The 25,623-nt window shown below is 57.1% G+C and carries 26 protein-coding genes; 15 read left to right on the forward strand and 11 right to left on the reverse strand.

What is annotated here, in order from left to right; all coding sequences use genetic code 11:
- Positions 1 to 91: 91 nt before the first annotated feature.
- Together ACR0AW_RS11490 and ACR0AW_RS11495 are read right to left on the reverse strand one after the other, a co-directional pair.
- Positions 92 to 754 carry a YrbL family protein gene (locus tag ACR0AW_RS11490; RefSeq protein WP_170408578.1) on the reverse strand — a complete coding sequence of 221 codons (663 nt, stop codon included), beginning with the start codon at positions 752 to 754 and terminating at the stop codon, positions 92 to 94.
- A gap of 44 nt (positions 755 to 798) precedes the next feature.
- A complete protein-coding gene (locus tag ACR0AW_RS11495) occupies positions 799 to 984 on the reverse strand; it encodes a zinc-finger domain-containing protein (RefSeq protein ID WP_170648930.1) in 186 nt (61 codons plus the stop codon).
- An 87-nt stretch (positions 985 to 1,071) separates the two neighbouring features.
- On the opposite strand from ACR0AW_RS11495, the gene ACR0AW_RS11500 reads away from it, so the two are divergent.
- Positions 1,072 to 2,064 carry an ABC transporter ATP-binding protein gene (locus ACR0AW_RS11500; protein WP_170395098.1) on the forward strand — a complete coding sequence of 331 codons (993 nt, stop codon included), beginning with the start codon at positions 1,072 to 1,074 and terminating at the stop codon, positions 2,062 to 2,064.
- Here ACR0AW_RS11500 and ACR0AW_RS11505 read toward each other — a convergent pair.
- Complete coding sequence (locus ACR0AW_RS11505) at positions 2,061 to 2,528, reverse strand: DUF1203 domain-containing protein (protein WP_170566845.1); 468 nt, start codon at positions 2,526 to 2,528, stop codon at positions 2,061 to 2,063. The two genes, ACR0AW_RS11500 and ACR0AW_RS11505, sit on opposite strands and share 4 nt — an antisense overlap.
- A 196-nt stretch (positions 2,529 to 2,724) precedes the next feature.
- Here ACR0AW_RS11505 and ACR0AW_RS11510 point away from each other — a divergent pair, with 196 nt between their 5' ends.
- On the forward strand, positions 2,725 to 3,663 hold the full coding sequence (locus ACR0AW_RS11510; protein WP_170408579.1) for a DMT family transporter: 939 nt from the start codon (positions 2,725 to 2,727) through the stop codon (positions 3,661 to 3,663).
- A gap of 54 nt (positions 3,664 to 3,717) precedes the next feature.
- Here ACR0AW_RS11510 and ACR0AW_RS11515 read toward each other — a convergent pair whose 3' ends face one another.
- Positions 3,718 to 4,830 carry an S-(hydroxymethyl)glutathione dehydrogenase/class III alcohol dehydrogenase gene (locus ACR0AW_RS11515; protein WP_170394983.1) on the reverse strand — a complete coding sequence of 371 codons (1,113 nt, stop codon included), beginning with the start codon at positions 4,828 to 4,830 and terminating at the stop codon, positions 3,718 to 3,720.
- 129 nt (positions 4,831 to 4,959) lie between these two features.
- Between ACR0AW_RS11515 and ACR0AW_RS11520 the strand changes: the two genes are divergently transcribed.
- Positions 4,960 to 5,247 (forward strand): I78 family peptidase inhibitor, encoded by a 288-nt coding sequence (locus ACR0AW_RS11520; RefSeq protein ID WP_170733955.1) that lies wholly within the window; start codon positions 4,960 to 4,962, stop codon positions 5,245 to 5,247.
- Positions 5,248 to 5,249: 2 nt separating this feature from the next.
- On the opposite strand, the gene ACR0AW_RS11525 is transcribed toward ACR0AW_RS11520, so the two are convergent.
- On the reverse strand, positions 5,250 to 5,975 hold the full coding sequence (locus ACR0AW_RS11525) for an SDR family NAD(P)-dependent oxidoreductase (RefSeq protein WP_170514197.1): 726 nt from the start codon (positions 5,973 to 5,975) through the stop codon (positions 5,250 to 5,252).
- 185 nt (positions 5,976 to 6,160) lie between these two features.
- On the opposite strand from ACR0AW_RS11525, the gene ACR0AW_RS11530 reads away from it, so the two are divergent.
- From ACR0AW_RS11530 to ACR0AW_RS11550, 5 genes are read left to right on the forward strand one after another with little or no spacing between them, the layout of a single operon-like run.
- Positions 6,161 to 7,489, forward strand: coding sequence for an FAD-dependent oxidoreductase (locus ACR0AW_RS11530; RefSeq protein ID WP_170733956.1), 1,329 nt, complete (start codon positions 6,161 to 6,163; stop codon positions 7,487 to 7,489).
- Positions 7,446 to 7,985 (forward strand): hypothetical protein, encoded by a 540-nt coding sequence (locus ACR0AW_RS11535; RefSeq protein WP_170733957.1) that lies wholly within the window; start codon positions 7,446 to 7,448, stop codon positions 7,983 to 7,985. Before ACR0AW_RS11530 ends, ACR0AW_RS11535 begins: the two co-directional genes overlap by 44 nt.
- Positions 7,985 to 9,208 (forward strand): MFS transporter, encoded by a 1,224-nt coding sequence (locus ACR0AW_RS11540; protein WP_170733958.1) that lies wholly within the window; start codon positions 7,985 to 7,987, stop codon positions 9,206 to 9,208. Before ACR0AW_RS11535 ends, ACR0AW_RS11540 begins: the two co-directional genes overlap by 1 nt.
- Entirely contained in the window at positions 9,205 to 9,822 is a 618-nt protein-coding gene (locus ACR0AW_RS11545; RefSeq protein ID WP_170426000.1) for a DUF3833 domain-containing protein, read from the forward strand. Before ACR0AW_RS11540 ends, ACR0AW_RS11545 begins: the two co-directional genes overlap by 4 nt.
- Entirely contained in the window at positions 9,819 to 10,361 is a 543-nt protein-coding gene (locus ACR0AW_RS11550; RefSeq protein WP_170733959.1) for a DUF3833 domain-containing protein, read from the forward strand. Before ACR0AW_RS11545 ends, ACR0AW_RS11550 begins: the two co-directional genes overlap by 4 nt.
- Before the next feature lie 36 nt (positions 10,362 to 10,397).
- On the opposite strand, the gene ACR0AW_RS11555 is transcribed toward ACR0AW_RS11550, so the two are convergent.
- The 3 genes from ACR0AW_RS11555 to ACR0AW_RS11565 all read right to left on the reverse strand — a co-directional run bounded on the left by ACR0AW_RS11555 (position 10,398) and on the right by ACR0AW_RS11565 (position 13,350).
- Positions 10,398 to 11,186: an ATP-binding cassette domain-containing protein gene (locus ACR0AW_RS11555; RefSeq protein WP_170395006.1), complete on the reverse strand. Its 789-nt coding sequence runs from the start codon at positions 11,184 to 11,186 to the stop codon at positions 10,398 to 10,400.
- Between the two features lies 1 nt (position 11,187).
- Positions 11,188 to 12,312 carry an ABC transporter permease gene (locus ACR0AW_RS11560; protein ID WP_170395008.1) on the reverse strand — a complete coding sequence of 375 codons (1,125 nt, stop codon included), beginning with the start codon at positions 12,310 to 12,312 and terminating at the stop codon, positions 11,188 to 11,190.
- 87 nt (positions 12,313 to 12,399) lie between these two features.
- On the reverse strand, positions 12,400 to 13,350 hold the full coding sequence (locus ACR0AW_RS11565; protein WP_170395010.1) for a sugar ABC transporter substrate-binding protein: 951 nt from the start codon (positions 13,348 to 13,350) through the stop codon (positions 12,400 to 12,402).
- A 187-nt stretch (positions 13,351 to 13,537) separates the two neighbouring features.
- On the opposite strand from ACR0AW_RS11565, the gene ACR0AW_RS11570 reads away from it, so the two are divergent.
- Positions 13,538 to 14,542: a LacI family DNA-binding transcriptional regulator gene (locus tag ACR0AW_RS11570; RefSeq protein WP_170733960.1), complete on the forward strand. Its 1,005-nt coding sequence runs from the start codon at positions 13,538 to 13,540 to the stop codon at positions 14,540 to 14,542.
- Here ACR0AW_RS11570 and ACR0AW_RS11575 read toward each other — a convergent pair.
- From ACR0AW_RS11575 to ACR0AW_RS11585, 3 genes are read right to left on the reverse strand one after another with little or no spacing between them, the layout of a single operon-like run.
- Positions 14,539 to 15,672: a Gfo/Idh/MocA family protein gene (locus ACR0AW_RS11575; protein ID WP_170514214.1), complete on the reverse strand. Its 1,134-nt coding sequence runs from the start codon at positions 15,670 to 15,672 to the stop codon at positions 14,539 to 14,541. The genes ACR0AW_RS11570 and ACR0AW_RS11575 overlap by 4 nt on opposite strands.
- Before the next feature lie 13 nt (positions 15,673 to 15,685).
- Positions 15,686 to 16,579 carry a sugar phosphate isomerase/epimerase family protein gene (locus ACR0AW_RS11580; protein ID WP_170515248.1) on the reverse strand — a complete coding sequence of 298 codons (894 nt, stop codon included), beginning with the start codon at positions 16,577 to 16,579 and terminating at the stop codon, positions 15,686 to 15,688.
- A 19-nt stretch (positions 16,580 to 16,598) separates the two neighbouring features.
- Positions 16,599 to 17,702 (reverse strand): Gfo/Idh/MocA family protein, encoded by a 1,104-nt coding sequence (locus ACR0AW_RS11585; protein ID WP_170733961.1) that lies wholly within the window; start codon positions 17,700 to 17,702, stop codon positions 16,599 to 16,601.
- Between the two features lie 129 nt (positions 17,703 to 17,831).
- Between ACR0AW_RS11585 and iolD the strand changes: the two genes are divergently transcribed.
- From iolD to iolG, 6 genes are read left to right on the forward strand one after another with little or no spacing between them, the layout of a single operon-like run.
- Positions 17,832 to 19,700: a 3D-(3,5/4)-trihydroxycyclohexane-1,2-dione acylhydrolase (decyclizing) gene (iolD, locus tag ACR0AW_RS11590; protein ID WP_170733962.1), complete on the forward strand. Its 1,869-nt coding sequence runs from the start codon at positions 17,832 to 17,834 to the stop codon at positions 19,698 to 19,700.
- The gene (locus ACR0AW_RS11595) at positions 19,700 to 20,539 is read left to right on the forward strand and encodes a phytanoyl-CoA dioxygenase family protein (RefSeq protein ID WP_170733963.1); all 840 of its coding nucleotides are present in this window, start codon (positions 19,700 to 19,702) and stop codon (positions 20,537 to 20,539) included. The genes iolD and ACR0AW_RS11595 overlap by 1 nt, the downstream gene beginning before the upstream one ends.
- Entirely contained in the window at positions 20,536 to 21,513 is a 978-nt protein-coding gene (gene iolC / locus ACR0AW_RS11600) for a 5-dehydro-2-deoxygluconokinase (protein WP_170395024.1), read from the forward strand. The genes ACR0AW_RS11595 and iolC overlap by 4 nt, the downstream gene beginning before the upstream one ends.
- A gap of 12 nt (positions 21,514 to 21,525) precedes the next feature.
- Entirely contained in the window at positions 21,526 to 22,383 is an 858-nt protein-coding gene (locus tag ACR0AW_RS11605; protein WP_170395026.1) for a 5-deoxy-glucuronate isomerase, read from the forward strand.
- Positions 22,380 to 23,210 carry a class II fructose-bisphosphate aldolase gene (locus tag ACR0AW_RS11610; protein ID WP_170733964.1) on the forward strand — a complete coding sequence of 277 codons (831 nt, stop codon included), beginning with the start codon at positions 22,380 to 22,382 and terminating at the stop codon, positions 23,208 to 23,210. Before ACR0AW_RS11605 ends, ACR0AW_RS11610 begins: the two co-directional genes overlap by 4 nt.
- Position 23,211: 1 nt before the next feature.
- Positions 23,212 to 24,201, forward strand: coding sequence for an inositol 2-dehydrogenase (gene iolG / locus ACR0AW_RS11615; RefSeq protein ID WP_170733965.1), 990 nt, complete (start codon positions 23,212 to 23,214; stop codon positions 24,199 to 24,201).
- The last annotated feature ends 1,422 nt before the right edge of the window (positions 24,202 to 25,623 follow it).

Below are 25,623 nucleotides of genomic sequence, written 5' to 3' on the forward strand. Positions count from 1 at the left end.
GCTGGGTTGCGCCAAGTTGTACAGAAGGGCTGCACGAAAGACGAGGCCACCTGGCCAATTCGTTGCGACCTAATTTGCCCGTGGTCTGGCCTTAGCTATTCGAAAAGGTGCGCTTATCCGCATTCCAAGCCAAGCCTGCTTTTTGCGCGATCAACGAGAACTGTTTGTTCAGCGAGCGATCATTCAGACGTTGGGACAGGCTGCGCAGTGGGATGAGGTTCCGCTCACCATATCCATCGATCAGGAAGCAGGCCGGACCAGCGCCCCTTGTCCCGTAGACAATATTCGAACTTTTGACGTCGCGCGCGACGATGTGAAGGTCAAACATCTGCCCGACGAATGCATTCAGCGCATCTAAAACCGGGGCGTCCAATCCACTACGGCAGACTTCATACAGCTTTGGTGCAAGCCCGCCATCAAGGCCAGAAATGCGCTCAACCACAACCCCCGCCCCATGCGTCGTCTGAACCACGCCCAACATCCTGGACAGGGGTGAACGCTCAATTTCTGTCCCGAGTTTCAGCGATACCCGCAGCTCGCATTCCAGCTCTTTTAGCGTGCTGCGATACTGCGCCTCGGGGAACAGTTTCCATGCCAGTCGCTTGCCAAGCCTGTGCGAGACACGATCTTGGGACCGGGTAAAAACTTTGATCAGTAAGTCAGGATGACCGGGAAAGTCATAGACACTGCGCACAGTCCCGTTCGCGATTGGCTGACTGTCGGAAAGGTCAATCGTTTTGGCTGTGAACAGCATTATCCATCCTCGCCAGTTACGACCGCCTGCCGTCCTGGTCGCCCTTACGCGTCCTGACCAGAGTCCTCACCGCGCAGCACGTATTTGCAATCGCAATAGGGGCACTCGACCCAACCATTTTCTTCGGGAATCTGCAGCCAGACGCGCGGATGGCCCAGCGCACCCTCGCCACCATCGCAGGCGACACGGGTATTATCGACAATCTTGGTTTCCGGCGCTTCGATGGTCACGGCTGGCGATCCTTCTTTGGTTGTCGGCCTCGCGGGCATGTATTAGGTGCGTTTATGGGCGATGAGCAAACCGGGGGCAAGGGCCACATGTCCGATGCGGCAATCACAATCAGATCACTGCGCAAGACCTATCGCGGCGGCAAGGGCCAGCCCGAGAAACAGGCTTTGAAAGGGATCGACCTGACGGTGCCGCAGGGGTCCGTTTTCGGTCTGCTTGGCCCGAATGGAGCCGGCAAATCGACCCTGATCAACATTCTGGCGGGGCTGGTGGTCAAAACGTCTGGCAGCGTCTCGATCTGGGGCTTCGACCAGGATCAAAACCCGCGCCAATCCCGCGCCGCCATCGGCGTGATGCCTCAGGAATTGAACCTTGATCCGTTCTTTACACCTCGAGGCGCATTAGAAGTTCAGGCCGGGCTGTACGGTGTTCCCAAGTCTGATCGGCGAAGCGATGAGATCCTCGACCTCGTTGGCCTTGCCGACAAGGCCGAGGCCTATGCGCGCACGCTTTCGGGCGGAATGCGGCGGCGCCTGCTGCTGGCCAAGGCGCTGGTGCACCATCCCAAGATTCTGGTGCTCGACGAACCCACGGCGGGTGTGGATATCGAACTGCGACAGATGCTTTGGGCCAATGTGCGCAAGCTGAACGAACAGGGCATGACCATCATCCTGACCACGCACTATCTGGAAGAAGCGCAAGAGATGTGTGACGAGATCGCCATTATCAATCACGGCGAAAAGATCGCACAAGACAGCACGGCCAATCTGCTGGGCCGCATGGACAGCCGAACCATGGTGATCGTGCCGGATAGCCCCATACAGACTCTGCCTGTAGCGGATAACGTGATTGCAGCGCAACGTGAGAACGGCGACCTTGTGCTGCAATACCACAGCAACCTAACTACAGCCGAGCAGGTGCTGGAATCTGTACGTCAGGCCGATATTCGCATCCAGGACGTCCGCACTGAAGAAGCTGATCTTGAGGATGTGTTCCTTGCGTTGACCTCCAGTCGGGTCGACGACGCAACTGTCAACGACCCGAACCAACCACATCGGGGGATGCACCGCGTCAAGCTTTAGACACGATCGATCCGTGCGTGATAACAGTTGTTCAGAGCAGATCGGATGTGGATGTAAGCGACATCAGCGCGGGAGAAGATTTTTTTAGCCGCCTCATGCAACTGCGCCTGTGGGGTGATGATCCCGGTTCCATAGACAATTCGGTCGTCCGGACCATACCCTTTGATCAGGTAGTTGGGCGAGTCGGTCAACGCCTCGGGCAGCACATCCTCACTTTCATAGCGTGCGCAGGGGTCGGCACAAAGGAAGATCGGTCCAGTCTCTGCATAAGGCTGCGTTTCCGGGAAGGGTCGGTGCGCCAACACCAGCATCTCTTTGCCTTCCGGTATGTATTTCAAACAATGACGGCATGGGTTGCCCGCCCCATTGGAAATCGCACGCTCTGGTGGGTTTCCATATCCATCCGGCGCACCGGCGCGATATGCCTGAACCTGCTGTGTTGGTAGGGCTGAAATTCCGTGCATGATGTTTCTCCTTGATTTGAGATGATCATGGCAATCGCTTGTTTTGGACTCGACCCGTTTCCTGCGTATTGCAAAATCTGCAACCCTGCCTGCAAAAGAATGTTAGCGATAAAATAAGGGCTACCCGTCAGACCAATTTGGGTCTAAGCAAACATCAAACACCCCAAACGATCCATCTATGATTGAGGCTTTTGTCATGAGCGCTCAGAACTCCACCCTTCGTGGGCTTGCCTTTGCGTTCTTAGGCTTTGCCGTCTTCGCGACGCATGACGTGCTGATCAAGGTGCTGGGTGGCACCTATTCGGTTTTGCAGATCATCTTCTTTGCGACGCTGTTTTCCTTTGTCCCTATGGCAGTAACAATTCTAGCCGATCGGACCACTGGGAATTTCCTGCCGCGGCATCCGTGGTTGGTGCTGTTGCGATCAGCGACGATGATCATGGCCATGTCTTGTGCCTTCTACGCTTTTTCGGTGCTGCCGCTGGCCGAAGTCTATTCCCTGCTATTTTCCTTTCCGCTGATCGTAACTGTTCTGTCGATTCCGATTCTGGGTGAGGTGGTCCGTGCCCAAAGGTGGGCGGCCGTGGGCGTCGGCCTGATCGGCGTCCTGATCGTCCTGCGCCCTGGCGCGACCGAAATCACCCTGGGCCATTTAGCGGCTCTGGCAGCAGCCTTCTGCAGCGCATTTGCTTCGGTTCTTGTCCGCAAAATCGGGAATGAAGAACGCTCTGCCGTCCTGATCCTTTATCCTATGCTGCTGGCCATCGCCGTCATGAGCGTCGCCCAACCGGCAGTTTATCAACCACCATCATTGCTGCATCTGGCGATGATGGCGTTTGTCGGGGTGTTCTCGGTAATCGCACAGCACCTGATCATCCTTGCTTATCGCGCCGCCCCCGCCGGCGTCATTGCCCCTAGTCAATACAGCCAGATCATCTGGGCCACGATCTTCGGCGTGATTTTCTTTGGCGAGCACCCGGATATCTGGGTCGCCGTTGGCGCAAGTATCATCATCGCATCAGGTGTTTTCGTGGTTTGGCGAGAGAGCCGATCAAACACTACCTCTGCTAATACGCCTGTGCTGCGCGTCAGGTCGCCCCGGTCAGATACTGGAGCGACGAGGCCCGGAGAATAAGAAACGGCGCGCATTGCAGCGCGCCGTGCAATCCATTTCAGCCCTTATAGAGCCTTAGTAGACGACCACTGATCGGATACTCTCGCCCTTATGCATCAGGTCGAAACCGTGGTTGATGTCATCCAGGCCCATGGTGTGGGTAATCATGGGGTCGATCTCGATCTTCCCGTCCATGTACCAATCCACGATTTTCGGGACGTCGGTGCGTCCACGCGCTCCGCCAAACGCGGTGCCACGCCATGAGCGGCCAGTAACCAGTTGGAACGGTCGAGTCGAGATTTCAGCGCCCGCAGGTGCCACACCGATGATGATCGATTCACCCCAGCCCTTGTGAGCCGATTCCAGTGCCGCTCGCATTACGCCGACATTGCCTGTGGCGTCAAAGGTATAATCCGCGCCGCCCTTGGTCAGGTTGACCAGATACGGCACCAGATCACCTTCGACCTCAGAGGGGTTCACGAAATCCGTCATGCCGAACTTGGTCGCCATTTCCACCTTGGCTGGATTCAAATCAACGCCCACGATCTGATCCGCGCCAGCCAGACGCAGGCCCTGAATCACGTTCAGGCCGATACCGCCCAAACCGAACACGATGGCACGGCTGCCAATTTCTACCTTTGCAGTGTTGATCACCGCGCCAATTCCGGTGGTCACGCCGCAGCCGATATAGCAGATCTTGTCAAAGGGCGCGTCCTCACGCACTTTGGCGAGCGCGATTTCAGGCAGAACCGTATGGTTCGAGAAGGTCGAGCAGCCCATGTAGTGTAGGATCGGATCGCCATCCAACGTAGAAAAACGCGAGGTGCCATCCGGCATGAGGCCCTGGCCTTGGGTTTCGCGAATTGCCTGGCACAGGTTGGTCTTGGGATGCAGGCAGTATTCGCACTCACGGCACTCGGGCGTATAAAGCGGGATGACGTGATCGCCGGGTTTCAGGCTGGTTACACCCGGGCCGACCTCAAGCACGACACCTGCGCCTTCATGGCCCAGAATGGCGGGAAACAAGCCTTCAGGGTCGGCGCCCGACAGTGTGAATTCATCGGTATGGCAAATGCCTGTCGCCTTGATCTCGACCAGAACCTCGCCCGCTTTGGGGCCTTCAAGGTTTACGTCCATCACTTCCAAAGGTTTGCCTGCCTGAACGGCGACGGCGGCACGGGTACGCATGGTGCTTGTCTCCCTGTCTGTTTTGCCCGACCCTGCGTCAAATACAGGGTTTTTTCAACTGCGCTTTCATGACAGGTTGGCTAAATCTTTGATATTTCAGAAACGACATCACCAGAAAGCCCTGCGCCAATGTACCGTTTATTTCCGATCCTAATTCTTCTGACCGCATGTTCTGAGACCTCTGAACCGCAGGACGCGGCGCTTGAACTAGAGGAGGCACCGGTTGATCTTGCATTTTGTAAGGGAGAACCGTTTGCGAACACCATTGGTGAGCCGGTTTCAACCATACAAGCCCAACTGCCTGAACGGTCGCGCGTTCTGGGCCCGGATGATATTGCCACGCAGGATTATCGCATCGACCGGCTGAACGTTTATGTGAACGGCGCAGGCACAATTCAGAGGCTTACCTGCGGATAGGGTCACTTTCCCCGGTACACCAGAATATCGGGCAAATAATCGATCAGGCGCACAACCCATGAGAACGGTACCGGGAAATCGGTTCGAAACCGGCGACGGGACATGGCGCGCACTACGCGATCGGCCGCATCTTCGGGTGTCATCAGCATCGGCATTTTGAAACTGTTCTTGTCGGTCAGACGGGTCTTGATGAACCCCGGATTGACAATGCGCACCGTCACGCCTGACCCTGCCAGATCGTGCCGCATGGTCTCGGCCAGCGAGATCAGCGCAGCCTTGCTGGCCCCGTACGAGATCGCATTGGGAAGCCCATGATACCCGGCAAGCGACCCGATCAGCGTGATATCACCACTGCCTGAGCCCACAAATCCTGGGACGGTTTCACCCAACACCCGAAGCGCACCGGAATAGTTCACATCGCTGATCGCCAAAGCAGCATCGGTGTCCCAATCTGACGTACTGATCGGCTCATAGGCGCCTGCGTTGTAGACAAGCGCGTCAATTGAGCCAGCCTCCACCACAGCGCGGCGCACAGTGTCGAGATCAGTCACATCCATCGGTACAGCACGTGCATTAGGCAAGGTGCCACAGATTTCATCCAATCGCTCGGCATTGCGAGCAGAAAGGATCAGATGTGCGCCTTCGCGGCTCAGCTTTTCGGCCAAGCAACGACCCAGCCCTTCGCTGGCGCCAATGATCCAATAGGTTTTTCCGTCAAAACTGCTCATGCGTAAGTCTTTTTTCGTACTACTAGGTCGAATACGTTCTGACAGCAGCAATGGATCACGCCCAGCGCTCGTAGCATTCGGCCAGATAACACTACATAGAGCGTCGGAAAAAAACTTCTAACGCGGTTGATCCAAAGCCTCATTCCCTGCGTATCTTGTTGTAAATACCGAATAACGAGGATGGAATGTTCGACGAAACCCGGGGCGTACGCAAGAAAATCGCAGTCATAGGCGCAGGCATTTCAGGTCTCTCCGCAGCTTATTACCTTTCCGAAGACAACGATATAACCGTGTTCGAGGCTGAGCCCCGACTGGGCGGCCACGCCCGCACGGTGATCGCCGGAAAGAACGGAGATCAGCCGGTAGATACCGGTTTCATCGTCTTCAACTATGTCACATACCCCTATTTGACCCGGCTGTTTGATGAGCTGAACGTGCCAGTTACCAAAAGTGAGATGAGCTTTGGCGCAACTATCGACAATGGCCGCATCGAATATGGGTTGAACAATCTGCGCACTTTGACCGCGCAGAAACGCAACCTCGCGCGTCCAGCCTATTACAAGATGATCGCCGATATCCTGCGGTTTGGCAAAGAGGCCCCCGAAGCCGCGCAGGACGACGACACCACGATCGGTGAGCTTGTGGATCAACTGCGTCTCGGCCACTGGTTCCGGCACAATTATCTGATGCCGATGTGCGGCGCGATCTGGTCAACTCCGGTCGAGTTCGTCGATCAGTTCCCAGCCCGCTCGCTGGTGCAGTTCTTCCGCAATCACGCGCTGCTGGCCTCGGGCCGTGCCAATCAGCACCAGTGGTACACCGTGAAAGGCGGCAGCATCGAGTATGTCCGCCGGATCGAAACTGCGCTACGTGCGCGCGGTGCTGACATCAGACTGTCCGCACCCGTGCAGCGGATCGAGCGGCATGATCTGGGCGTCACCGTCCATGCAGGAGGTGAGGCCGCTCTGTTTGACGAAATCATACTGGCAACCCATTCCGATCAGTCTCTCGCCATCTTGGGTGATGCAGCGACCGAAGCGGAAAAAGCGGCGCTCGGCGCGATTAGATATCAACCGAACAAAGCTATCCTGCACTGTGATCCCCGCCAAATGCCCAGGCGGCGTGCTTGCTGGTCCAGTTGGACCTATCGATCGCAAAAGGGCAATGTTGGGGTCACATATTGGATGAATCGGCTTCAGAATATCCCCGACAGTGACCCACTGTTTGTGACCCTGAACGCCGCATCAGACATTCCCGCGGGCAAAATCTATGACGAGGTCGAGTTCGCCCATCCGGTGTTCGACAAAGCCGCCCTGCGCGCGCAAGGGCAAATCCGCGAGATGCAGGGACAGAACCGAACCTGGTTTGCCGGGGCGTATAATCGGCATGGTTTCCACGAAGACGGGATTGCCAGCGCAATGCATGTTGTCGAGCGCCTCACCGCCATCCCGCAGAGCATCGGAGCTGACAATGGTATCCCTGAAACGGACCTCGCTGTTTCGGCCAGCGTATAGAACCTGTTGCGCTGCGCTGCTGTCACTGGCGCTGATGGTCCCCGGCGGACTGGCGGCTTCGCCTTTGTCGGATGCAATCAAAGACCCTAAGCTGCGCGGCACCGGGACATTCCGTTTTCTGGGGCTGCCGCTCTATGACGCCAAGCTTTACACGCCCGGCGGTGCCGCATTCAGCTGGAATCAGAATTTCGGACTGCAACTGACCTACCGAAAAAACCTGAAACAAAAAGCGCTGGTCGAGTCGACCCTGGAAGAGATGGCCCGACAAGGCAATTCTGCGCCGACGGAAGCCCAATTGCAGGGCTGTTTTCAGGCGGTCAGCAAAGGCGATAGCTATCTGGCCATCGCACAAGGCCCCAACAGCGTCAGCTTCTGGCGCAACGGAAGCAAAACCTGCACCCTGACAAATCCGGGTATCACACGCAGCTTCATGTCAATTTTTCTGGGTAACAATACACGATCCGCCTCGTTCACACAGCAGTTGAAGGGGCAGTGATGCTGTACCCGCGTGTCAGCCTCTATGCGCTGATGCTTGCTGCAGCAGGTATCCCGCTTTACATCCACCTGCCGCGCTTTGCCGCCGTGAATCTCGGTATCGGGCTGGGGGTCATTGGCACCATTCTGCTGGTCATTCGGCTCGTCGATCTGGTCCAAGATCCACTGATTGGCTGGGCCATTGATCGCTGGCCCGGTGGGCAAATGTTGTTTGCCGCCGCCTCTGCGCTGGGTCTGGCGATTGGATTTCCATTGCTGTTTGGTTTGCCAGAAGGGGCAAGTATCGCTGTATTAGTGTCTATTCTGATCCTGTTATTCTCGGCCTACAGCCTCGGGACCATCTTGCTTTATGGCCGCAGCGCCACGCTGGCGAAACAGGCTAGCGCGAAGGAACTGATGACACTGGCCGCCTTCCGCGAAGGCGGACAACTGACCGGAGTTATCATAGCAGCCGCAGCACCCGCTGTGTTCGTGGCGCTTGGCGCAGCCGCGCAAGGGTATCCGGCCTTTGGAATGTTTCTCGGGCTTCTGAGCGTTGTGACTCTGGCTGTTACGCTGCCAATTTGGCGACGCACGCCGATCACCGGTCAAGGGCTGTCCTTTGCAGGCTTAGGACAGGCGGGGGCTTTACGTCTGCTTGCCCTTGCGTTGGTCAACAGCCTGCCCGTCGCCATCACCTCGACCCTGTTTCTGTTCTTTGTTGAAGATCGGCTGCAACTACCAGGCAAAGCGGGGCCATTGCTGATCCTGTTCTTCCTCAGCGCCGGGCTCAGCGTTCCGTTCTGGGCCAGGCTCAGCAACCGAATTGGCCCGAAACAGACTCTGATGATCGCCATGCCGCTGGCCATTCTCGGCTTTGTCGGGGCCGCTCTTCTAGCCCCTGGGAATCTCATCGGTTTCGCCATCATATGCCTCGCATCCGGCGCGGCGCTTGGGGCGGACATGGTTGTCCTGCCCGCTATGTTCTCGGTCGTTCTGACCCGGGCCGGGCTGAACGCATCTGCTGCGTTCGGCATCTGGTCTTTCGCAGGTAAGCTGGGTCTAGCTCTGGCCGCCTTTTTCACACTGCCGCTACTGGAACGCAGCGGCTTTACACCTGGACAGGCCAATTCTGCCGAGGCTTTGAATACACTCACCCTCGCCTATGCGGTGCTGCCCTGCATCTTGAAACTCGGAGCGTTTGGCATGGTCCTGACTCTCCCGACAGAGGTCTCTGCCAAATGAAAACGCTCCTGATCTGTCTGCTTGCGATTTTTGCGCTGTTTGCTGTGAAGAACCGGTTCCTCAGTTTCCGCTCGCAATCACCCTCCGACTACAGCGGAACCGGGCCTGAGTTTTCGCTGAAGAAGAACCTGAATGGAGAGATCCTGTCGGAAGGGCTGATCTATGGCCCCAACGGCAAGATGTCGAACAGCTTTGTCGCGCGTATGGTCGGCGAATGGGATGGCAACACCGGTACGCTTTCCGAGTATTTCACCTATTCCAACGGCAAACAGATGACCCGCAAATGGCATCTGACGTTAGGCACGGGTAACACATTCACCGCAACAGCGGACGATATAGTCGGCGAGGGCAAAGGCGTGATTTCGGGCTCAACCGTCAAGCTGACCTATCGCATCATCCTGCCCGAGGACGCGGGCGGGCATACACTGGATGTGACCGACTGGATGTATCTGACGGAGAACGGTGTAATCATGAACCGGTCCGAGATGCGAAAATTCGGGATCAAGGTGGCCGAGCTGGTCGCCACGATGCGCCCTGCGCCTGAAGTGAAATCCACCCATCTGCATGGCGCAAACGGCCACGATGCAGACTCTGAGCTGAGGGTATTGCAATGATCGCCCGCCGTACCCTTATTGCAGGTGTCGCGATCGCGGGGTTGGCCATCCTCGCCGCATGCTCGGCCAAACCGCGTATACCAAAAACGTTTCTGTCAGATCGTCAGCTGAACCTTGAAGAGTTCTTCGAAGGTAAGACTGTCGCTTATGGTCAGTTTCAGGATGTACTAGGTAATGTCCCGCGTCGCTTCCAGGTCGATATTGCCGGCACATGGGACGGAGAGACTCTGACGCTAGTTGAAGATTTCGTCTATGACGATGGTGCGACTGAACAACGGATCTGGACCCTGACCAAGACCGGCGATGACACCTGGACCGGCACCGCTCCCGGTGTGCTGGGCACAGCCAGTGGGGTCGAAAGGGGCGATACGTTTAACTGGAAGTACAAAATCGACCTGCCCGTCAAAGACGGCACCATGCGTGTCAATTTCGATGACTGGATGTGGTTGTTGTCGGATGACCGGTTATTGAACCGAGCCTATGTTTCGCGTTTTGGCGTAAGGCTGGGTGAGGTCATATTGTACTTCGAGAAGAAGTAGCCACCCCGCCAGCACAGCCAGCGGGGCAAGAATGTATCAGACGGTTCCGCCCAGACTGCCTTCAAGCTCGACCATCTCCTGACCACCGGCCATCAGGTCCTGCAGCTCTTCCGGGGTGATCTGACCGCGCTGCGCCGTACCCAGCGTCTGCCCGCGATTGAGTACCGTGAACCTGTCACCAACCGCCAGTGCATGGCGGACGTTGTGAGTAATGAAGACCACCGCGATCCCCTGCTTGCGCACCTTGTCGATGGTCGCCAGAACGTTGGCTGTTTGGCGCACCCCAAGGGCCGAGGTCGGTTCATCCAAGATCAGAACCTTCGCCCCGAAATGCACCGCCCGCGCGATGGCGACGGTTTGGCGTTCACCACCTGACAGCGTGCCCACCGCCTGATCAGGGCCGCGCAAGTTGATCCCCATTTTCTTCATCTCTTCCATCGTGACCTTGTTGGCATAGTCATGATCAAAAAAGTGAAGAGGTCCGACCTTCTTTACCGGCTCATTGCCCATGAAGAAGTTGCGCGAGACCGACATCAACGGGATCATGGCCAGATGCTGGTGCACGGTTGCGATCCCGGCCTCGATGGCATCACGCGGGTCGGCGAAATGCATGGGGTGGCCTTCGAACAGGATTTCTCCGTGGGTGGGCTGGTGCACGCCCGACATGGTTTTGATGAAGGTCGACTTGCCCGCACCGTTGTCGCCGAGAAGGCAGTGACATTCACCGGGAAACACGTCCACCGAGACACCCGCCAGCGCGATCACGCTGCCGAAGTGCTTTTCGATGTTTTTCATCTGGATGATGGGTTCATGTTCGGGATTCATATCAACGCTCTCCCGTGATGATGCGGCGAATATAGGTGTTGAGGATCACAGCCCCCAGCAGGATCACCCCAAGGAAGACCCGGAACAGCGAGCTTTCGACACCGGCAAAGAACAACCCCTGTTGCACCACGCCAAAGATCAACGCGCCCAGCGCCGCGCCCAGTACCGAGCCGTATCCTCCGGTCAGAAGCGCGCCGCCGATGACCACGGCGATGATCGCCTCGAACTCTTTTAGCAGACCCCGGTCAGCACCAGCCGATCCGAACTCCATCACCTGGCAGACAGCGAAGACAGTGGCGCAGAATGCCGTGAACATAAACATCAGAATCTTGACCCGGTTCACAGGCACACCCGAGTTGCGCGCCGCCTCAGCATCCCCGCCCGAGGCGAAGATCCAGTTGCCGAACCGCGTTTTGGTGAGCAGCACGTGACCAAAGATGATCAGTGCGATCGCCCAAACGATCAGCATTGGAATACCATCCACAACTGGCTGACCGGCGCGAGTGCCACGCTCGAATACGGCGATGATCCCGGCATCCCCGAGCCATTGGAACAATCCCTGCAAAATTTTACCACCAAAGATCGGCGCCAGCCAATCGCCTTCGGCCGCGTCCTTTACGCCGCCAATGATAGTTTTACGCTCGATCACCTGCGGCAGGAAGATGGTGAAGCCGCGCAAGATGAACAGGAAGGCCAGCGTTACGATAAAGCTAGGCAGCCCAGTCCGGATCACGATCCAACCGTTCAGCGCGCCGATTGCCACCGCCATCGCAAACGTGACGATAATGGCCATCCAGACCGGCCACGCCAGCGTGACCGAAAAAATTGCGATCATCATGCCCGAAAAGCCGATCATCGATCCGACTGACAGGTCAAACTCACCCGCGATCATCAGAAGGCAGGCACCCACGGCGATGATCATGAACTGCGCCGAGACAACCGACCAGTTCATCATGCCCTGTGCATTGAACATGCCGCTGTCAAAAGCGAACAAAAGGAAGAAGGTGAAGACGGCAACGGTGCCGACCATCCCGCCAAGTTCAGGCCGGATCAAGGCCTTGCGCAGCGGCGATATTTCTTTAATCCGTTCGTCGGTTACAGCCGTGTTTTGAGCAGACTCGCTCATTAGAACGCCCCTCCGAGTTAAGCAGTGATTTTGCGTCAGATAGTTGTTGGCGGGCGCCGCTTTGGCGGGGCGCCCGCGCTGTAAGAATCAGCGGTACTCGCCAGCAAATTCTTCGATCTTGGTCAGACCATCAGCAGTTACGAAGCCGGGACCCGAATTGATGTTGTTGCCCGGCAAAACGCCATAGCGGTGGTAGTTGGTCATCACAACAACCGGCAGGTAAGCCTGCAGGAAGGGCTGCTGATCAATTCCCCACTGGATCACGCCAGACTTGATGCCTTTGACAATCTCACCACCCAGATCGAAGGTGCCGAAATAGATGTCACCGGCCATACCATTTTCTTCCAGCGCCAGAATTGTCGGATCAGCCGAGGTTGGACCCAGTGTCAGAACCGCATCAGTATCCGGGTTCGCCGACAGATAGGCCAGCACGCGGTTCTTGATCTCGGCTGGGTCCTGGCCGGCGTCGATCATCTGATCCCCCAGTTCAATGCCCAAGCCGTCTGCAAAGCCCTGACAACGTTCCTGGCTTGAGGGCTGAACGATATAGTGGTTCACACAAAGGAACGAGCCGATGCCGTCACCCTTGGCGCGCTGGCCTGCAGCAAATCCGGCATCATATTCGGGCTGACCCACATACATCAGGGCACCAACTTCCCGTGCCTGATCCGGCGTACCAGTGTTCATGATGATGACATCAACGCCCGCATCGACCGCTGATTTGATCGGTCCGCTCAGCACATCATAATCCGCCAACGTGGTAATGATCCCGTTCGGACCCGAAGCAGCCGCCTGATCGATAATCCGCGCCATATCGGCAAGGTCGCCAGTGGGCGGATTGCGGTATTCGACTTCGACACCCATCTGGTCGCCTGCCAGCGCGATGCCGTTCTTGATCGTGTTCCACCAGCTATCGCTGTCTGGCGCGTGGCTGACCAGAATGTATTTCTCACCTTCCGCCGCAGCGCCCGTAGCTGCGATCAGAGGCGTCGCAGCTACCGCCGCCGCCAGCGCCAACTTCTTCGTCAGTGAAGTCATGATGTCCTCCCAAAACTCATGTTATCGCGGATTGAGGCAGTCCTTCGCACCTCTCCGACTCGAGTTAGAGCATATCTGTCAAAATTTTGCAACCGGTTGCAAACGGTGTCAGATGTGTTTCATACTGTATCTGCCAAAGAATACAGGTAAAAGGACTGCCACTAAACGCAGGAAGGTCAGACGGATCATGGCTGTCACATTGAAAGAGGTTGCAGAACGCGCCGGCGTTTCACGCTCGGCGGTGTCGCGCACTTTCACCGATGGGGCCTCGGTTTCTGACAAGATGCGCCGAAAAGTCGAGAAGGCCGCGCGTGAGCTGGGATACAGCCCAAATGCACTGGCTTCATCTCTGACCACAGGCCGAACTAAGCTGATCGGGCTGGTCTCGAACAACTTCCACAACCCGATATTTCTTGAAGTTTTCGACCTCTTTACCAGGGGGCTGCAGGACCGAGGCCTGCGCCCGTTGCTGGTGAATCTGACCGACGAGGTTGAACCCGAAAATTCGGTACGAATGCTGCGCCAGTATTCGGTCGATGGCGTTGTCGTAGCGTCGTCGACCTTGCCGCCCGGCTTCGCAAAAGCGTTTCGGGATGCCGGCGTACCAGTGGTGCACAGCTTTGGCCGGTCATCCTCTTCACCGCAGGTTCATGTGGTCGGGATTGACAATGTGGAATGCGGACGCATGGCGGCCCGCGAGCTGGTCGCGCGTGGTTATACGAAAGTAGCCTTTCTAGGCGGGCCCGAGGCGGCGACCTCGACTCAGGATCGCCATGCGGGCTTCATGTCAGAGATGGCCCGGCATCCTAGCATTGACGTGACCTGCTCGTTTGCTGAGGCTTACTCATTCGATGCAGGTCGTCAGGAAATGCTACGCTTGCTCCAATCTGAGCGGGCTGATGCATACTTCTGCGGCGATGACGTGTTGTCCATCGGGGTGTTGTCCGCGATTCTGGATAGTGGCCTAAAGGTGCCCGAAGACATCGGCATCATCGGCCTGAACGACATGGAAATGGCACGGTGGGAGAATATCGATCTCACCACCATCCATCAGCCGATCCGGCAAATCGTGAGTTCTTCGATCGAGCTGATGGTGGCAACCCTGAACGAACCCGACCGATATCCGGAGGCACGGATATTCCCATGCTCGGTGGTGGAACGGGGCACATTGCGCCCCGTATCTAAGAGTTAACGAAACATCGGTGGCCGGGCATCCATCCACGCGCTGCCCTGTTTCGCCGACTCGACCGCTGTATGCACAGCCGCCATCGACCGCACGCCGTCTGCCGCATTGGGCAAGCCGTCGCGGGTTTCCCCGGCAATTGCATCTGCGAGATCGCAATAGATATTCGCAACCGCCAACGGGAACCCTTCGGGATGCGCAATCGCCACCCGGCTGAGACGTTGCGCGTCTTCATGCAGCCCGCCTTCGCCTTTTTCTATGATCTGCAGGCGACCACCAACAGGCGTGTAGATAAGCTGGTTCGGCTGCTCCGACGCCCATCGAAGACCGCCGGTTTCTCCGAACACCTGAATGTCGAACCCGTGCTGCCGACCGATGGCGACCGAAGAGGTCCACAACCGGCCAACAGCGCCTTTTGTCGTGCGGAAGTTGACCATGGCATCATCTTCAAGTTCACGGCTGCCAATGGTTGAAGCAAAATCTGCAGACAGGGTCTCAACCTCATCATCCGCAATGAATCCGGCCATGTGCATCGCGTGGATACCGCAATCAGCGAACTGCCCGGAAACACCCGCCATCGCAGGATCATAGCGCCAGCGCACGCGTGGATTGTCAGCATCAGTGGCGTCTCCGTGATGGCCGTGACTGAAATTGGTAACGACCAGACGGACTTTGCCGATCTCACCTGCGCGCACCATCGCGCGAGCCTGACGCACCATCGGATAAGCCGAGTAACAGTAGTTTACCGCGCAAATCTTCCCTGATTTCTCGGCGACTTTGACAATCTCTTCGCCCTCTTCCACCGTCATGGTCATGGGCTTTTCGCACAGCACGTTGAACCCGGCCTCAAGGTACGCTTTGGTGATCTCGAAATGCGTCGCATTTGGAGTGGCTACAGTGACCAGATCAATCCGATCCTCGCGCCCGCGCTCACCTTCCAGCATCTCGGTCCAGTCGCCGTAGGCTCGGTCTGCCGCGATACCCAATCGTTGGGCGTATTCGCGACCAATGTCAGGCCTGTGATCCAGCGCTCCGGCGGTGAATTGGAAATGCCCGTCCGCCAGCGCCCCCAACCGGTGCGCCGGTCCGATCTGGCTACCTTCGCCGCCTCCGATCATGCCCCATTTCAGCTTGGTCATGGTCTGGACCTCCTTAACTGAAACCGATGGATTCAAGGTATTCACGATTCTTCCGCGCGTCCCCTACAGGGTCGGGATCAAGCGTCGGGTCGCAATCCTGCTCGACCGTGCACCATCCTGTGAAACCAGCGTCCAGCAGCACCTGGCGAACGGTCGGAAAGTCCACGTCGCCGTCGCCCAGATTGCAGAAAATCCCCTGCCCGCAAGCATCATAGAAGCCGGTCCGATTGGCAATTACATCCGCTTTCACTGTCGGAGAGATATCCTTGAAGTGCATGTACGAGATCCGATCAACGTAGCGCTTCATGAAGCCGACCGGATCGAACCCGGCATAAGAGTGATGCCCCGTATCGAAGCAAATTTTCAGAAGGCTTTCATCGACCTCGTCCAGCAAACGGATAAGTTCAGGTTCAAAGTCCATGAAGCCCGCAGCATGAGCGTGCATCCCAACGGTCAGCCCGTATTCCTCGGACCCGATCCGCGCGCTTTCAGAAATCCGATCCCGGAACGCCGTCCACTCGGCCTTGTCCATCTGCTCAGCCTCATCGGCGCGACCAGCGGTTGGCGCGCGGCGGGGTGAGATCGCATCGATCAGCACCATGTGCTGCGCCCCATGCGCTTTCAATGCGCGAGCGGTGCGGTGGGTGGCGTCCAGCACGTCTTCCCACGCGTCGGGGTCGTGATAGTTGCGGAACACAACGCCGCCGATCAGTTCAAGATCATGCTCGGCCAGCGCATCGGCCAGCACCGCAGGGTCTTCGGGCATGAAACCCACCGGGCCGAGTTCGATACCCTTATACCCGGCCGCAGCGCATTCGCTAAGAACGGTTTTCCAATGCGGATTGCGCGGGTCCTGCGCAAATTCCACGCCCCAGGAACAGGGCGCATTGCCAATTCTGATGCTCATCTTGTCTTGTCTCCGATGCTCAGAAATCTTCGATATTTTTCCAGCTTTCATCCGCTGACGATGCCAATGCCGCAGCGACGACCCGGTTGACCTCATGCCCGTCGTGGAAGGTCGGCCAGACCGGTTTACCTGTCTCGATCGCGCGCAGGAAATCTCGCGCCTCGATGATGATCTGATCCTGATAGCCCGTGCCATGGCCCGGCCCTTGACAGAACGGCTCATAGTCCGGGTGCGCAGGGCCGGTCAGGATCTTACGAAAGCCACGCTCAGCTTCGGGACCCTCCATACGGTAGAGCCACAAAACGTTCTGGTCTTCCTGATCAAAGCGGATCGCACCCTTGGTGCCACTGATCTCATAGGCATAGCCCATCTTGCGCCCCGTCGCGATTCGACTGATATAGATCGATCCCATTGCTCCGTTCGCGAACCGCACCATCATCTGAGCGTGGTCGTCATTGTCAACTTCGCCACCCGGGCGGCTATTGTGCACGGTTTCGACCTCGGCCATCACGCGTGAAATCGGGCCGATCAAAGCCAGTGCAGCATTGATCATATGAGGCGCAAGATCACCCATCGTTCCGTTCGACATTCCTGTTGTACGCCAGGTTGCCGGGGCTTGAGGGTGCGCGTAGAAATCTTCGGTATGCTCACCCCGAAACCATGTGATGTCGCCGATCTCTCCTTCGGCTATCAGAGCGCGAGCGTATTGGCTGGCCGGGGTGCGGATATAGTTGAAACCAACCATGTTGGCCAAGCCCGAGGCCTCGGCCGCTGCTGACATCGCCGCACCATCCTCCAGCGACGCGCCCAAAGGCTTTTCACACAGCACCGGTTTGCCCAGCGCAAACGCTGCCTGAGCGATCTCGCGATGTGTTTCCGGAGGCGTGGCGATCACGACGGCCTCGACCTTCGGGTCGTTCAACAACACACGCCAGTCATCCGTCGAGCGCGCGAATCCATAGGCCTGACGATACCGCTCAGCGCTTTCCGGTGACGAGGCGCACACCATCTCTAACCGTGGTCGCAAGGCCGTGTTGAACACCGCCCCAACCGAGGACATGGCGACCGCATGGGCCTTGCCCATATATCCGCCGCCTAGAATGCCAATGCCGATCTCTGCCATTCCGACGCCCTCCCTCGCTTTTTCTTGAAAACCATTTGCAACCGGTTGCAAAACTTGTATCGTGAGAATAGGACTCTCGCAAGCTGCATTCGGCACTGCATCTTAATTTTCCTAAAGGAGCCCGCAGACATGTCCGCGCAACACGACACTGTTTACCTGACAACGGCGCAGGCGATCATTCGCTGGCTGTCGAACCAGTTCATCGAGATCGATGGTCAGGAATATCGCCTATGTGGCGGGGGTTTCGGAATTTTTGGTCATGGCAATGTGACCTGCCTGGGCGAGGCACTGAATACTGTCCGGGATGAACTGCCGTTGTATCGCGGACAGAATGAACAGAGCATGGGATTCGCCGCTGCAGGCTATGCCAAGCAGTGGCTGCGTCAGCGATTCATGTTTTGCACCGCTAGCGCAGGCCCCGGCACTGCGAATCTGTTGACTGCTGCTGGACTGGCCCATGCGAACCGACTGCCAATGCTGATGTTGTGCGGGGACACGTTCATCACCCGCTTGCCGGATCCGGTTCTGCAGCAGATGGAGAACTACTATGACCCGACGTTTGGTGTGAATGACGCCTTCAAACCGGTCAGCCGCTATTGGGATCGCATCACGCATCCGGCACAGGTCATTCAATCTCTGCCCGCCGCTATAGCGACAATGCTGGACCCGGGTGATTGCGGGCCTGCGTTCCTGGGGCTGCCGCAGGATGTGCAGGGTTGGACCTATGACTACCCGGTTAAGTTCTTCGAGAAAAAAGTGCATCGCATTCGCCGCCAATCTCCCGATGCTCATGAAATCGCCGATGCCGCTACCGCGTTGGCCGGCGCGAAACGCCCGATGATCATCGCGGGTGGGGGCGTGCAGTATTCCAAAGCCGTGACCGATTTGACCGAATTCGCCGAAAAGTTTCAGATTCCGGTCGTCGAAACCATCGCGGGCCGCGCCAATATGCTGGCGACCCATCCGCTGAACATTGGCCCGATCGGCGTCACTGGATCGGACAGTGCCAACGCAATTGCGGAACAAGCCGATGTGATTGTCGCCGTCGGGACGCGCTTGCAGGATTTCACAACCGGCTCGTGGACTGCCTTTGCCAAGGACGCTCAGTTCATCTCGATCAATGCTGCGCGGCATGATGCGGGTAAGCACATGTCCTTGCCAGTTGTTGGGGATGCCAAGCTGTCGATTCAGGCTCTAACACAGGCTGTTGACTATACCGCCCCGCCCGACTGGGTGGCTCTGGCACAAGTCGAACGGCGCAAGTGGGATGCCTACGTGGCCGAAAATGTGTCTTACGGGAACCGTCCAAATTCCTATGCTCAAGCCATCGGCGTTGTGAACGAACTTTGCGACCCGCGTGACCGCGTGGTCGCCGCTGCCGGAGGTCTGCCCGCTGAAGTCACCGCCAACTGGCGCACGCTGGATATTGGCACCGTTGATGTTGAGTTCGGATTCTCCTGCATGGGCTATGAGATCGCAGGCGCTTGGGGCGCGCGCATTGCCCAATCTGAGCGTGAGCCGGATAAGGACACGATTACGTTTTGCGGTGATGGCTCATATCTGATGCTGAACTCGGACATCTATTCCTCGGTTCTGAGCCGCAAAAAGATGATTGTTCTGGTGCTGGACAATGGCGGTTTTGCAGTCATCAACAAGCTGCAGAACAACACAGGCAACGAAAGCTTCAACAACCTGCTGGAAGACTGCCCCACCATCCCCGAAGCCTTTGGCGTTGATTTCGCGGCCCACGCGGCCTCGATGGGGGCCACCAGCGAAAAGGTCGCGAACCCGGCAGAACTGGCCGAAGCGTTCAAGCGCGCCAAGGCCAGCGACAAGACTTATGTGATTGTGATGGACGTGGACGCCTATGAAGGCTGGACCACTGAAGGCCATGCATGGTGGGAGGTTGGAACACCCCACACTTCGGCTGACGAGAGGGTTCGTGATGCTCATGTCGAATGGGAATCGACCCGCGAAAAACAACGCAAGGGCATCTGATGAAACGGTTCAAGGCAGAAACGGCTGACCCAGACGTCATTGTGGATGAATTGCTGAACGGTGATGGAGTCGTCGCAATCTCGGGCCTCTTCACCCCTGAAGAGATCGCCGAGGCACGTGCCATCGTCATGGCCGAATCCGAAACAGCGGCCGAGAAAGTGACCCATTTCCAAGGCGCTGCGGAAGAGGATGGCAAACTGAACCTGCAGCGGCGGGTCTGGAATCTGTTGGCCAAGGGCGACGTGTTTTCACGCATGGCTGCGCATCCGGTTCTGATGAAGATCCTCCGCAAGTTTCTGGGGACCGAGTTCATCATGGGCTCGATCGCTGCCAATCGCATCCTGCCGGGCGGGCCGGGGCAGGAGCCGCATGTCGACTATCCCTATTGGGACTTTCACAGCCCTGAAACGCATCCCGTCGGTCTGAATGGATCATTTCCGATGAATGCACAGGTCTCGGTTTTGCTGGACCCGTTCACCAAGGAAAGCGGCGCGACCGGCTATGTACCCGGATCGCAGAAAGAGCTGCGTTATCCCACGCCCGAAGACAAGTTCTATGACAAATGCGAGCAGATGACCGGTGAGCCTGGCGATGTTGCTCTATTCTATGGCGTGACGTGGCATTGCGCGATGCCGAACAAAGCGGATCACGACCGCAGCGCGATCCTGATCCAGTACCTGCCCAAATGGGTTAAACCGATGGAAGATATGCCCGCTGCGCTACCGCAGGATTTCATTGATCAGGCAAGTCCCGATCTGCGGCAGTTGCTGGGCTTGAACTATCCCTACCCCGAGGTGCTGGATGCCGCGCGGGCAGGCAATACCGAGGGGCGCACGTGACTCTGATTGAAGGTATAAAAGGTAACCGCTTTGCCGTGTTCGGCAGGGCCGGAATGGACATGTTTGCGGATCCGGTCGGAACCAAAAGCGAAGACGCACAGGTGTTTCGCGCCGATCTGGGGGGATCAAGCGCCAATATCTGCGCCGGACTGGTGAAGCTGGGATCGCAAGCGGCGCTGGTCACCTCGGTCTCGGATGATGCCGTGGGGCGGTTCTGTGTGAACCGGCTGCGCGACTATGGCGTTGAAACGAGATATGTCCGAGCTGTGGGTGGCGAGGCGCGTACGTCCTTGGCTGTCTACGAAAGTTGCATCGAAGACTTTCAGAATGTCATCTACCGCAACGGCGCCGCTGATTTCCAGGTAACCGAGGCGGATATGGATGAGGTCGACTACAGCGCCTTCTCAGCCCTGATCACGGCGGGCACGGTGTTTGCTGCGGAACCCTCACGCTCGGCCACCTTCCGCGCGTTTGAAAATGCGCGCGCCTCAGGCCTGCCGGTGATCTTCGACATCGATTACCGCCCCTATAGTTGGCCATCACCCGAAGTCGCCTCAGAGGTTCTGACCCGCGCAGGGAATGAAAGCGATCTTATCGTAGGCAATGATGAAGAGTTCGGCTTTATGGCGGGCGGCATCGAAAAAGGTTTAGACAAGGCCCGCGAATTGGCGGCCAACGGCAAGATGGTGATCTACAAGATGGGCCATGAGGGGGCCATTACGCTGGCAGACGGGCAAGAGGTCCGCACCGGCATCTACCCGGTTACCGCCGTGAAGCCCAACGGCGCAGGCGACAGTTTTCTGGCCGGTCTGCTGGCCTCGATCGCTGCGGGGCATGACCTGCGCGATGCGGTGCTGCGCGGTTCGGCCTGCGCGTCGATCGTCGTGTCGAAACCCGGCTGCGCCGGGGCCATGCCGACGACGCCCGAACTTGACGAATTTCTGGCCCAACACCCGGGCTCCACGGATACCTGAAAGGAGACGCAGATGCATATTGCGCCCCATGACAACCAGAACAAACCTATCGTCGATGCCGACCATGATCTGGTGCCGCTAAACTATTTCAACATCGTCAAACTGAAAAAGGGCGAGGTGTTCGAATATGCCGTACCGGGCTATGAGACCTGCATCGTGCCCGCTACCGGTACCGTGGATGTCGATGTGGACGGCGCGATCTATACCAACCTTGGCAACCGCACCATCGACGTCTGGGATGGCGAGCCCGAGGGCGTATACGTTCCCGTCGGCGCCAAGGTTCGAATAACCTGCATGACGGATGAAACCGAAACCTTCATCGCGGGCGCAAAATTCGACCGTGTGCTTGAACCCTTTGATGTCCGCGTACCCGAGCTGGATCTGGTGCAGTATGGATCGGACGACACCAAAACCCATCGAAAAATCAAACACATTCTGGGCGCGAACCATCACGACAAGGTCGGCCGCTTGCTGGTGTCTGAACTTTATACCGTGGGTCAGGGCGGCTGGTCCGGCTTTCCCAGCCACAAACATGACACCGACCGCAAAAGCGACGATGGCGAAATGATCGAAACCCGCCATGACGAAACCTATAATTTCCGCTTCCGGCCCAACTATGGTTCTGGCGTCCAGATGCTGCAGCGCGAAGACAACAAGCCGGGTGATGCCTATCACATCATGGATGGCTCGACGATCTTGCTGGACAAGGGCTATCACCCCTGCGCAGTTTTGCCGGGGTATGAAATGTACTATTTCACCATCCTCGGCGGGCTCAGTCAGCGCTCGCTGAAGCAGTATTTCCAACCGACCCATGCAGCCCAGCTGCATACGATCCCGGGCATTATGGACATGGTGGCCAAGTTCAAATGAGCCTTGTGACATTATCGGACGTGCTGCGACCCGCGCTGCGTGACGGCTATGCCGTGGCCGGGTTGGTGACGCTGGGCTGGGAGGATATGCGTGCCTACGTGGCCGCTGCAGAAGCCGAAGGCGTACCGATCATCCTGCAAGCCGGCCCATCATGCCGCGAACACACGCCGCTGCCGGTTCTGGGCAAGATGTTCCGCCATCTGGCCGAAGGGGCCAGTGTGCCTGTCGTGGCCCATCTGGACCATGGCTATACGTGGGACGAGTGCCGCATCGCCATCGACAGCGGCTTTACCTCGGTCATGTTTGACGGATCGCGCAAGCCTTTGGAACAGAATATCGCCGAGACCGCTGCAATTGCCGAGATGGCCCATGCCGCTGGTGTCTCCTGCGAGGGGGAAATCGGTTTTGTCGGCTATTCGGGTGGTGAAGGTTCGGACGGAACCGACCCGGAGGAAGCCGCGCAATTCGCCCGAGAGACCGGCGTGGATGCAATGGCGATCTCGGTCGGCAACGTCCATTTGCAGCAGAACAAAGAGGGCGGTCTGGACGAGGCCCGTATCCGCGCCATTGAAGCCGTGACCGATATACCTCTGGTAATCCATGGCGGCTCGGGCGTGCCGGTTGCGCAACGTGCTGCGCTGGCGCGCGGATCGAAAATCTGCAAATTTAACATCGGGACCGAGCTGCGAATGGTCTTTGGGAATGCCCTGCGAACGGCCGTGAATGCCGATCCGGACAGGTTCGACCGCGTTCAAATACTGAAAGATACACATGAACCGGTGGTCAAGGCGACGCGCCGGGTACTGAAAGCGTTCAAAGGGGCATGACATGCTGAATATCGGGCTATTGGGGTGCGGGCGGATCGGTCAGGTTCATGCGCGCTCGATCGGGCTGATTGATGGCGCACGGGTGAGCGCAGTGGCGGACGCATTCACAGAACCGGCTCAGATGCTGGCCGACAAAACTGGCGCACAGATCCTGTCGGCGGACGAACTGATCGAAAGCAAAGATGTCGATGCTGTCGTCATCGGTACTCCGACCGACACCCATTACGATCTGATCCATAAAGCGGCGAATGCCGGCAAAGCGATCTTCTGCGAAAAGCCGGTGGACATGTCCGCTGACCGCATCCGCGACTGCATCAAGGTGGTCGAAGCCACCGGCGTGCCCTTCATGACGGCCTTCAACCGCCGCTTTGATCCGAGCTTTGCCAATATTCAATCCCGCATCGCCGAAGGTGAGATCGGCGCGGTCGAAATTGTCACCATTCTGTCCCGCGACCCCTCGCCGCCACCGATCAGCTATATCGAAAGCTCGGGTGGGTTGTTCCGCGATATGATGATCCATGACTTGGATATGGCACGTTTCTTGCTGGGCGAAGAACCTATCAGCGTTTACGCTGTTGGATCATCGCTCGTCGATCCCGAGATCGGCAAAGCCGGAGACGTCGACACCGCAGCCGTAACCCTGACGACGGCCAGTGGCAAGATTTGCCAGATCTCCAACTCGCGCCGCGCCAGCTATGGCTATGATCAGCGCATCGAAGTGCATGGCGAGAAGGGCATGTTGCGGGCCGAAAACATGTTGGAGAATGCGGTTGAGGTCGCGACTCCGTCGGGTTTCCGCAAAGCCCCCGCCCAGCATTTCTTTCTTGAACGCTACGAAGGCGCCTATCAAGCCGAGATGGCCCATTTCACTGCCGCTGTGTCCGGATCAGGACAACTTGCACCAAGTATCATCGATGGGCTGCGGGCTCAGTTGCTGGCCGATGCGGCGGATGCGTCCTTGAAGCAGGGCACCGTTATCAGCCTCGCTTGAGGTTTTTGGGAAATAATCGAGGTTCAAGGTACGACGCGCCAAACTCGTACCCCCTCAAGAAATCATCAGACATCTTCTAGGCGCGCCGTATCGTTTTGGTATCTGGGCGAGATGTCCGGAATGTGTCTGAAAGATTAATTTTCCCAACTACGGGGAACCCCCAATATACGGGCCTACACGCATCGCATAACCTGAACTCAACGGACCACTTTCACTGATCCGTGTATCCCCTTCAGAGGGGTTGGCTCGACCCCCTCGCCGACCCCTCTGCTAGGTGGAATGTGAGGCGACGCTTTCAGTCTTATACCGCTACCGCGAGATTTGGACGAGGCGGGCTTTTTTCGGGCTTTAGACCTGTTCACTTTGTGCGTCGACGGCGTCACCGATCAACGAAAAAGAAGTGCTTGCTGGTTCTTTAATTGTTTAATTTCTATGCTTTACAATCAAACCTCGACACCCCGAGAGAACAGTTGTCACGAGCGCGACAATGCGCGCCTAAAGGCTCCACAACTTTGCGGTGCTATATTAGATCGCTGAAACAAGCGCATTCACGGCTCCGGCAAAACCAGCCACTGCCACAATACTCGCCAAAATGACGCAAAGGATTTCCAACGCACTGAGTTTCATATCGGCCCCCACCGGAATGCTGCACACTGCATAGAGCAAGTCTTGAAAGGCGAAAAGTGAGCTTATGTTTACGTTGCGGAAACTTGCTATCCAGGCAGCGCTTACTTGCTCAGATACCGCTCTCAGGCCGTTAGTTGGGGTCGTTTTAATGGCATTTCTATCTTGACCTGTTGCACCTCTGCATCGCCGATTGCACATCATTCGGCGCGCAACGATCAATGGAAAGAGACCTGAAACTGCGCACATAGAATCTAATGGCGCTGTCGAGGTACACCCTAACTACACCCAGATGCGCGATACAAAGGGTTTGAACGCGCATTGTATCAACAGTGTGTTTCATTCATTGGACGATCAGAAGACTGCTCGTGGGGCGGCATATCGAACCAAGTAACCCCCTCAAATCCAGTTGGAAAAACTAGAAAGTGCTAAAAATAAAGACATGCCGCCCACAGTGGCAAGATGGCATTATGGCAAAAATGTGTCCACGGCTAAATTCGAAACTCTTAGTTCGCGAATTGGAAACAAGATGTTTCGGAAAGATTCTCGGGACCACTGAAAACCCTGCACTTCGAAGGCGGTCAGTGATGAAAGTTTGATTTCAACTGATAACTCTACTACATCACTCACTCTTCTAAGAGGCATGCTGACAAGCGGATCGTCGTTGTCTTTTTGTCCTTCTCAGCAGAAACAACGATACTACGATCTTTAGGTTATGAGCCTGACGAATTTTGATCGTTAATCGAACAGTCCGGTGGGCTGTTTTTAGTCTGCACGGGCTGCTCTGGGGTTTTCCGA

It is taken from the genome of Ruegeria sp. C5 (genome assembly GCF_056537605.1).

Coding starts and splice junctions, on each gene's coding strand:
- ACR0AW_RS11585 (WP_170733961.1), bottom strand. CDS start 17,702: ATGGCAGAGATCGGCATTGGCATTCTAGGCGGCGGATATATGGGCAAG.
- ACR0AW_RS11540 (WP_170733958.1), top strand. CDS start 7,985: ATGCTGTACCCGCGTGTCAGCCTCTATGCGCTGATGCTTGCTGCAGCA.
- ACR0AW_RS11505 (WP_170566845.1), bottom strand. CDS start 2,528: ATGCACGGAATTTCAGCCCTACCAACACAGCAGGTTCAGGCATATCGC.
- iolD (WP_170733962.1), top strand. CDS start 17,832: ATGTCCGCGCAACACGACACTGTTTACCTGACAACGGCGCAGGCGATC.
- ACR0AW_RS11605 (WP_170395026.1), top strand. CDS start 21,526: ATGCATATTGCGCCCCATGACAACCAGAACAAACCTATCGTCGATGCC.
- ACR0AW_RS11510 (WP_170408579.1), top strand. CDS start 2,725: ATGAGCGCTCAGAACTCCACCCTTCGTGGGCTTGCCTTTGCGTTCTTA.
- ACR0AW_RS11520 (WP_170733955.1), top strand. CDS start 4,960: ATGTACCGTTTATTTCCGATCCTAATTCTTCTGACCGCATGTTCTGAG.
- ACR0AW_RS11530 (WP_170733956.1), top strand. CDS start 6,161: ATGTTCGACGAAACCCGGGGCGTACGCAAGAAAATCGCAGTCATAGGC.
- ACR0AW_RS11575 (WP_170514214.1), bottom strand. CDS start 15,672: ATGACCAAGCTGAAATGGGGCATGATCGGAGGCGGCGAAGGTAGCCAG.
- ACR0AW_RS11545 (WP_170426000.1), top strand. CDS start 9,205: ATGAAAACGCTCCTGATCTGTCTGCTTGCGATTTTTGCGCTGTTTGCT.
- ACR0AW_RS11500 (WP_170395098.1), top strand. CDS start 1,072: ATGTCCGATGCGGCAATCACAATCAGATCACTGCGCAAGACCTATCGC.
- ACR0AW_RS11555 (WP_170395006.1), bottom strand. CDS start 11,186: ATGAATCCCGAACATGAACCCATCATCCAGATGAAAAACATCGAAAAG.
- ACR0AW_RS11560 (WP_170395008.1), bottom strand. CDS start 12,312: ATGAGCGAGTCTGCTCAAAACACGGCTGTAACCGACGAACGGATTAAA.
- ACR0AW_RS11570 (WP_170733960.1), top strand. CDS start 13,538: ATGGCTGTCACATTGAAAGAGGTTGCAGAACGCGCCGGCGTTTCACGC.
- ACR0AW_RS11550 (WP_170733959.1), top strand. CDS start 9,819: ATGATCGCCCGCCGTACCCTTATTGCAGGTGTCGCGATCGCGGGGTTG.
- ACR0AW_RS11580 (WP_170515248.1), bottom strand. CDS start 16,579: ATGAGCATCAGAATTGGCAATGCGCCCTGTTCCTGGGGCGTGGAATTT.
- ACR0AW_RS11610 (WP_170733964.1), top strand. CDS start 22,380: ATGAGCCTTGTGACATTATCGGACGTGCTGCGACCCGCGCTGCGTGAC.
- ACR0AW_RS11565 (WP_170395010.1), bottom strand. CDS start 13,350: ATGACTTCACTGACGAAGAAGTTGGCGCTGGCGGCGGCGGTAGCTGCG.
- ACR0AW_RS11595 (WP_170733963.1), top strand. CDS start 19,700: ATGAAACGGTTCAAGGCAGAAACGGCTGACCCAGACGTCATTGTGGAT.
- ACR0AW_RS11490 (WP_170408578.1), bottom strand. CDS start 754: ATGCTGTTCACAGCCAAAACGATTGACCTTTCCGACAGTCAGCCAATC.
- ACR0AW_RS11535 (WP_170733957.1), top strand. CDS start 7,446: ATGGTATCCCTGAAACGGACCTCGCTGTTTCGGCCAGCGTATAGAACC.
- iolG (WP_170733965.1), top strand. CDS start 23,212: ATGCTGAATATCGGGCTATTGGGGTGCGGGCGGATCGGTCAGGTTCAT.
- ACR0AW_RS11525 (WP_170514197.1), bottom strand. CDS start 5,975: ATGAGCAGTTTTGACGGAAAAACCTATTGGATCATTGGCGCCAGCGAA.
- ACR0AW_RS11515 (WP_170394983.1), bottom strand. CDS start 4,830: ATGCGTACCCGTGCCGCCGTCGCCGTTCAGGCAGGCAAACCTTTGGAA.